This is a genomic window from Niveispirillum sp., from assembly GCF_017996735.1.
Lineage (GTDB): Bacteria > Pseudomonadota > Alphaproteobacteria > Azospirillales > Azospirillaceae > Niveispirillum.
The window spans coordinates 71395-78049 of sequence record NZ_JAGOGJ010000018.1 but is presented as its reverse complement, the minus strand read 5'-3'; the positions used below and the strand labels follow the sequence as shown (position 1 = coordinate 78049).

At 66.1% G+C, this 6655-nt stretch carries 5 protein-coding genes; 4 read left to right on the top strand and 1 reads right to left on the bottom strand.

Features of this window, described 5'->3' with window-relative positions; genetic code table 11:
• A partial coding sequence (locus KBA48_RS08815; protein WP_292905313.1) for a TonB-dependent receptor occupies positions 1-2083 on the bottom strand: 2083 nt, incomplete at its 3' end.
• A 233-nt stretch (positions 2084-2316) separates the two neighbouring features.
• Between KBA48_RS08815 and KBA48_RS08810 the strand changes: the two genes are divergently transcribed.
• From KBA48_RS08810 to KBA48_RS08795, 4 genes are read left to right on the top strand one after another with little or no spacing between them, the layout of a single operon-like run.
• Positions 2317-3546, top strand: coding sequence for an acetyl-CoA acetyltransferase (locus tag KBA48_RS08810; protein ID WP_292905311.1), 1230 nt, complete (start codon positions 2317-2319; stop codon positions 3544-3546).
• Entirely contained in the window at positions 3543-4055 is a 513-nt protein-coding gene (locus KBA48_RS08805; protein ID WP_292905309.1) for a nuclear transport factor 2 family protein, read from the top strand. Before KBA48_RS08810 ends, KBA48_RS08805 begins: the two co-directional genes overlap by 4 nt.
• On the top strand, positions 4055-5839 hold the full coding sequence (locus KBA48_RS08800; RefSeq protein WP_292905307.1) for an AMP-binding protein: 1785 nt from the start codon (positions 4055-4057) through the stop codon (positions 5837-5839). Before KBA48_RS08805 ends, KBA48_RS08800 begins: the two co-directional genes overlap by 1 nt.
• Before the next feature lie 17 nt (positions 5840-5856).
• A complete protein-coding gene (locus tag KBA48_RS08795; protein WP_292905305.1) occupies positions 5857-6651 on the top strand; it encodes a DUF1295 domain-containing protein in 795 nt (264 codons plus the stop codon).
• Positions 6652-6655: the final 4 nt, after the last annotated feature.

Sequence of the window (6655 nt, the reverse complement as noted above, 5' to 3'; positions counted from 1 at the left end):
GACCATATCCCGGTTCACGGTTGGTATTGTCCGGACCCCAATAGATGCTGTCCTGATAGACATAGGACAGGTTGGCGCCCAGCTTCATCTCGTTGCCCACCTCGACACTGTAATTGGCGCTGAGATTGTACTGATAGTCCGGTGTGCGCTGCATCTTGTTATCGGTGAAATCCAGCTTGCGGATCACATCAATATAGCTCCCGTAGCGGGCATGCAGCAGGGAGCCGGACGCCGCAAACGACAGTTCGCGCGTGGCCTGAAGCTGGAATTCCGCCTCCACGCCCTTGATCTTGGCGGATGCGGCATTGGCCACCACCAGGGTCAGGGCGACGTCGTCCAGCTGTTCGACCTGCAAATCCTTGAAATCGGTATAGAAGGCCGCAAGATTGAAGCGGGCGCGGTCGTTGAACAGTTCGGTCTTGATACCGGCCTCGTAATTCATGGCCGTTTCAGGATTGTAGGAGACAGAGGCATTCTGGGCATTCGCCGCCGCGCCCTGCCAGCCGCCGCCCTTGAACCCGCGGGTGACGGAGCCATAGACCATGGTCCCCTTCTCCGGCGACCATTCCAGCAGAACACGCGGGGTCAGCCGGCGCCAGGTCTGCTCGACATTGATATGGTAGGGCGACTGCAACGGCGCCGGGGACAGGGTGTTGCTCTGGCCCGCCGGGCCCAGGCTGAGGATGCGGCCCTCGCTGTCGAAGCTCTTATGGTCGATCGTGTAGCGCAGGCCGGCGGACAGGGTCAGGTCCGGGGTCAGGTCATATTCCATTTCCCCGAAGGCGGCATAGTTGGGCGCCTTGCCGGTGGCGATGAAGATGTTGTCGCCGTCCAGGCTGTCACGCGTGCTGCCGGCACCGCCGGGCAGGAAGGAGGTTGCGGTGTTGCGCGACGACCGCTTGGTGCGTTCATGCAGGAAATAGAGACCGCCCAGCCAGCGCAGCGACCCCGACTGATCCGACGCCAGGCGCAGTTCCTGGGTCAAGCCGACATAATCCTCCTTCTGGGTCAGGACGCTGTCGGTGATCGACGGCGGCGACGCGGCACCCGGCTGGCTCCAGCGGTTGGCGGCGTCACCCCGGCGCACGGCGCCCAGATAGGTCAGGACGGGGCCATCGAAATCATAGTCGGCACGGACCGTCAGGCCCGACCCGTTGCGCCGCATATACTGGTCATAGGGCGTTTCGGTGGTCCGCGGGTTCTTGGATTTCAGGGCGCCGGCAATGAAGCCGGGCGTGGCCTTGGTCGGGTCATCCACGGCATGGCGGGCAGAACCGCCGCCATCATCATGGCTGTAATCGGCCACGACTAGCACCGACAGGGCGTCGGTCGGGTCGATCTGCACCGACAGGCGGCCGGCATAGCTGTCCAGATCCTCCAGCTCCTGCCCCGTCACGACATTGCTGGCGTAACCGTCATGGCGGTTCTGGTACAGTGACAGGCGGGCCTTGACCGTGTCGGTCAGGGCGCCGGTGACATAAGCCTGGCTGGCGATGGCGCCGTAATTGCCCACACTGACCGACGCGAAATGTTCCGTCGTGTCCTTGGGCCGGGCGGTGACGAAGCTGATGGCGCCGCCGACCACATTCTTGCCGAACAAGGTGCCCTGCGGACCGCGCAGCACTTCCACCCGTTCCAGATCAAAGATCGGCGGCGTGGCGGTACCACGGCGGCCGATATAGGCCTCGTCCAGGAAGACGCCGACCGATGGGTCGGCGGTGGCGCTGTTCAGGCGTACGGTGCCGATACCACGGATGAACAGTTCCTGTTCCAGGGCATTCTGCTGCTGGAAGGTGAAGCTGGGTGTGCGGCTGGCCAGTTCGGAAATGTCGGTCATGGCGGAAGCGCGCAGCGCCTCCCCGTCGATGGCGGTCACCGCGATGGGCACGCTCTGCAGGCTTTCGGCCTTCTTGCGCGCCGTCACCACGATTTCGGCCAGGACCAGACCATCATCGACCTTGGCATCGCCCGGGGCGTTGGCGGTGGCCTGGGCCAGGGCGGGACCGGAAACGGCACCCAGCAACGCGGTCAGCAAACCCGCCTTTTTCCAGCGGCGATGACCCATGGCACGGCATCCCATCATCTTATTCATCCTCCCTGATCACGCATTTTTCATTGGTATGTTTACGCAAGTGAGAAATCTCACCAACCGGAGACGACTGTCAAGCCGTATTGCGAATAATTTATTGCGGAAACATTGTGCAGATGCACACGCTCTGGGTCGCTGTGCGGTGCCGTTCTCGGCTTGCGTAATCGTACCATAGAGGATATAAGCTTGCATAACCATACCAATAATGACAGGAGGCAACGGTTCCCATGGTTTACATACTGGGAGGCTGGCAAAGCGACTTTGCCAGGAACTGGACCCGCCAGGGCATGGATCTGATGGCAGGGTTCAGCGAGGCCGTGCGCGAGGGGCTGAACGCCGCCCGCCTGGACGCGGCCGAGGTGGAATGTGGCCATGTCGGGAATTTCGTGGCGGACCTGTTCGCGGGCCAGGGACTGCTGGGGGGCTTTTTCGGCCATGTCGACCCTGCCTTCAACGGCATGCCCACGGCCCGGCACGAGGCGGCCTGCGCGTCGGGATCGCTGGCCCTGCTGGCGGCCATGGCCGATATCGAGGCCGGGCGCTATGACCTCTCCTGTGTCATCGGCCTGGAACTGATGCGCAATGTACCCGGCGCCGTGGCGGCCGACCATCTGGGTGCTGCCTGCTGGCGCGGGCAGGAATTCACCGACTGTTCCTATGTCTGGCCCCGCGCCTTTTCCGATCTGGCCGATGAATATGAACGCCGCTACGGCCTGGACCCCGCCCATCTCTGGCGCATCGCCCAGGTGAATTTCGGCAATGCCAAGCGAAATCCGAATGCCCAGACACGCGACTGGACCTTCAGCGACCGCAGCTTCACCGACGATCCGGAAGCCAACCCGGTGGTGGAGGGGCGCACGCGCAAGATGGATTGCGGACAGGTGACGGACGGGGCGGCGGTGCTGTTCCTGGCATCCGAACGCCGGGCCGCCGACTATGCCAAGCGTCACGGCCTCGCGCTGGACAGCCTGCCCCGCATCACGGGCTGGGGCCACCGGTCGGCCCCCATTTCCTATGCCCGCAAGATCGCGGACAGTGCCGGGGCGGACTATGTATTCCCGCAGGTGCGCCGCGCCATCCTGGATGCCCGCGCGCGGGCCGGTATCACCGACCTGTCACAGATTCATGCGGTCGAAACCCATGATTGCTTCGCCATGACCGAATATATGGCCATCGACCATCTGGGCCTGACGGCACCGGGGGAGGCGTGGAAGGCCGTGGTGGATGGCAGCATCGAGATGGGCGGTCGGCTGCCGGTCAACCCGTCGGGCGGACTGATCGGCCTGGGCCATCCGGTGGGCGCCACCGGCGTGCGCATGGCACTGGACGCCGCCAGACAGGTGGCCGGTACCGCCGGCGATTATCAGGTCGAGGGCGCGCGCGCCGTGCAGACGCTGAATATCGGCGGATCGACGACCACCACCGTCAGCTTCATCGTCGAAAGGCGGGCCGCATGATCGCCCGCCGCGACATCCTGGCCGGAGCCACCGCCATGCTGAGCCCCCTGCCCGCCGCCGCCGCGACGCCGGCATCCGCCCCCGACCGCCGCCTTCGGCAGTTCAAGGCCGTGATCGAGGATTGGCGGCGAAAGGATATCGACGCCATCCTGGCCCGGCTGCATGACGATATCGTCTGGCACGTCGTCGCCGCCGCGGTTCCGCCACTGCGTGGCAAGAAGGCCGCCCGCGCCTTTCTGGAGAAATTTTCCCAGGAAGTGGCGGAGGTGCATTGGCGCCTGTTCCATGCGGCCGAAGTGGGCGACCGGTTGTTCGTGGAGGGCGTGGACGAGTTCGTGACCAGCAGCGGCAACCGCGTCGCCGCCCCCTATGCCGGCATCATCGAATTCCAGGGTGATCTGATCATCGGCTGGCGCGACTATGTCGACCGGTCGGTCATCGACGCCATGCGGCGCGGCGGCACCTATCCGCCGCAGGTGGAGGAACTGATCAACCGGGAGGCCCTGTGATGGATGTGCGCACCTATCCCTTCCGCGCGGCGGAATTCATGCCGGTCGACCTGTCGGTGGAGCGCGAGCTGGATGGCAGCATCCGCCTGCGCTCCCGCCTGTCGCTGCATATTCCCGACGCCAACATCCCCCGCGCCATCCGCGCCCGTGCCGCCCGCCATCCGGAACGGCTGGCGCTGGCCTGGCGCGGGGCGGAGGACGGATGGGTCCGGCGGGACTTCTCCACCCTGATCCATGAGATCGCGGCGGCGGCAAGCTGGCTGTCGGCGCATGTGCCGGCCGGCGGCACCCTGCTGACCATGGGCGTGAATACCCATGCCATGGCCGTGATCACATATGCCGCCTTCACGGCGGGTGTGCGGCTCTGTACCGTCGGGGCCGGCTATGGGCTGGCCGGCGGCAACCTGGCCCGGCTGCGCCATGTGTTTGCCAAGACCGGCCCCTGTCTGGCCTATGTCGATCCGCACCCGGCCCTGGTGGCCGCCATGGATGCCGTGGCGCCGGCCGGCGTGCCGGTGATCAGCACGGCGCCGCTGACCCTGCCCCGGCCCTGCATCGGGTTCGACGCGCTGCTGTCCCACCCGGTCGCCCCGGATCTGGATGCCAGGATCGCGGCCCTGGACGTGACGGCGCCGGCCTGCCTGATGCTGACATCGGGGTCGACGGGCCTGCCCAAGGTGGTGCCGCTCAGCCTGACCAATCTGGCGGCCAGCACGGCGCAGGGCATGGCCACGGCCGGCGGCGCCCTGGGGCCGGAGGGGGAGATCGTGGACTGGCTGCCCTGGCACCATGCCGCCGGCGCCTCGGTCCTGCGCATCGCCCTGCTGGAGGGGTACAGCCTCTATATCGACAATGGCAAACCCATGCCGGGCCTGTTCGCGGAGACGGTGCGCAATCTGCGCGACGTGTCCGTCGGCTATTACAACAATGTTCCCGCCGGCTATGCCCTGCTGGCCGACGCGCTGGAACAGGACCCGGTGCTGCGCCGCACCTTCTACAGCCGCATGCGCATGATGCTTTATGGCGGTGCCGGGCTGGCCCAGCCCGTCTATGACCGGCTGCAGCGCATGGCGATCGAGGAAACGGGCCACCGTGTCCATATCACGTCCGGCTATGGCATGACCGAATCCACCACGGGCTGTCTGGTCACGCATTTTCCCACCGACAAGGTCGGCATCGGCCTGCCGGCACCGGGGGTGGAGGTGAAGCTGGTGCCCTATGACGGGCGGTACGAGGTGCGGTTGCGCGGGCCCAATGTCATGGCGGGATATCTGGACGATGCCGAGCGCACCGCCGCCGCCTTTGATGAGGAAGGCTATTACCGCACCGGTGATCTGGCCAATTTCCATGAGGAGGAGCGGCCGGAACGGGGGCTGGCTTTCTCCGGCCGGCTGGCGGAGGAGTTCAAGCTGGACAATGGCACCTGGGTCCAGGGCGGGCATCTGCGCGAAAGACTGATCGTGGCGCTGGCGCCGCTGGTGCTGGATATCGTGCTGACCGACGATAACCGGCCCTGGCTCGGCCTGCTCTACTGGCCGCGTCCGGGGGCGCCGGCGGATGTGCAGGCGCAGGTGGCCGACCGTCTGCGCGCCTTCAACGCCGCCCAGACGGGGGCCGCGTCCATCATCCGGCGCGCCGTGATGCTGACCATCCCGCCCAATCCCGACTGGCACGAACTGTCGGACAAGGGAACCATCAACCGCCGCGCCGTCATCGACCACCGCAGCGACACCGTGGACGCCCTGTACGCCGAGCCGCCCGGTCCGGGCGTGCTGGTGGTTTGAGCGAAAGGAGAATGATCATGGATATCGTCCTTCTTCTCGCCACCAACGCGGCGGTGATCATTGTCGCCTTCCTGATCCTCTGGCGCGTGTGTCTGGCCATTGGCGACATGACGCCGGTGGATGCCGTCTGGGGCCTGGGCATGGTGCTGGTCGCGGCCAGTACCTATGCGCAGGTGGGTGACGCGGCCCCCCGGCAGTTGCTGCTGCTGGGTCTGGTGACACTCTGGGGCGTGCGGCTGGGCTCCTACATGCTCTGGCGCTGGCGCCACCATGGTACCGACCGGCGCTATACGGCCATGCTGGGCAAGGTGCAGGCGGCCAAGGGGTGGAGCCTGGCGCGCGCCTCCCTGCTGATGGTGTTCGCCACACAGGCGCCGCTGCTGCTGATCGTCTGCCTGCCCGTGCAACTGGGTCAGGTGGATGTCGCCACGCCGCTGGGGCCGCTGGCCTGGGCCGGGGCGGGGCTGAGCCTGTTCGGCATCCTGTTCGAAAGCCTGGGCGACTGGCAACTGGTGCGGTTCAAGGCCGATCCCGCCAACAAGGGCCAGGTGATGATGCGCGGCCTCTGGCGCTATACCCGCCATCCCAACTATTTCGGCGATGCCTGCGCCTGGTGGGGCCTGTATCTGATCGCGGCGGAGACGGGTTTGGGCCTGTGGGCCGTGCCGGGGCCGCTGCTGCTGACCTGGACCCTGATGAAATGGTCGGGCGCGCCCACCGTGGAACGGCGCATGGCGCGCACCAAACCGGGATACGAGGAATATATCCGCCGTACCTCCGGCTTCGTGCCCTGGCCGCCCAAGCAGGCGTGAGGGT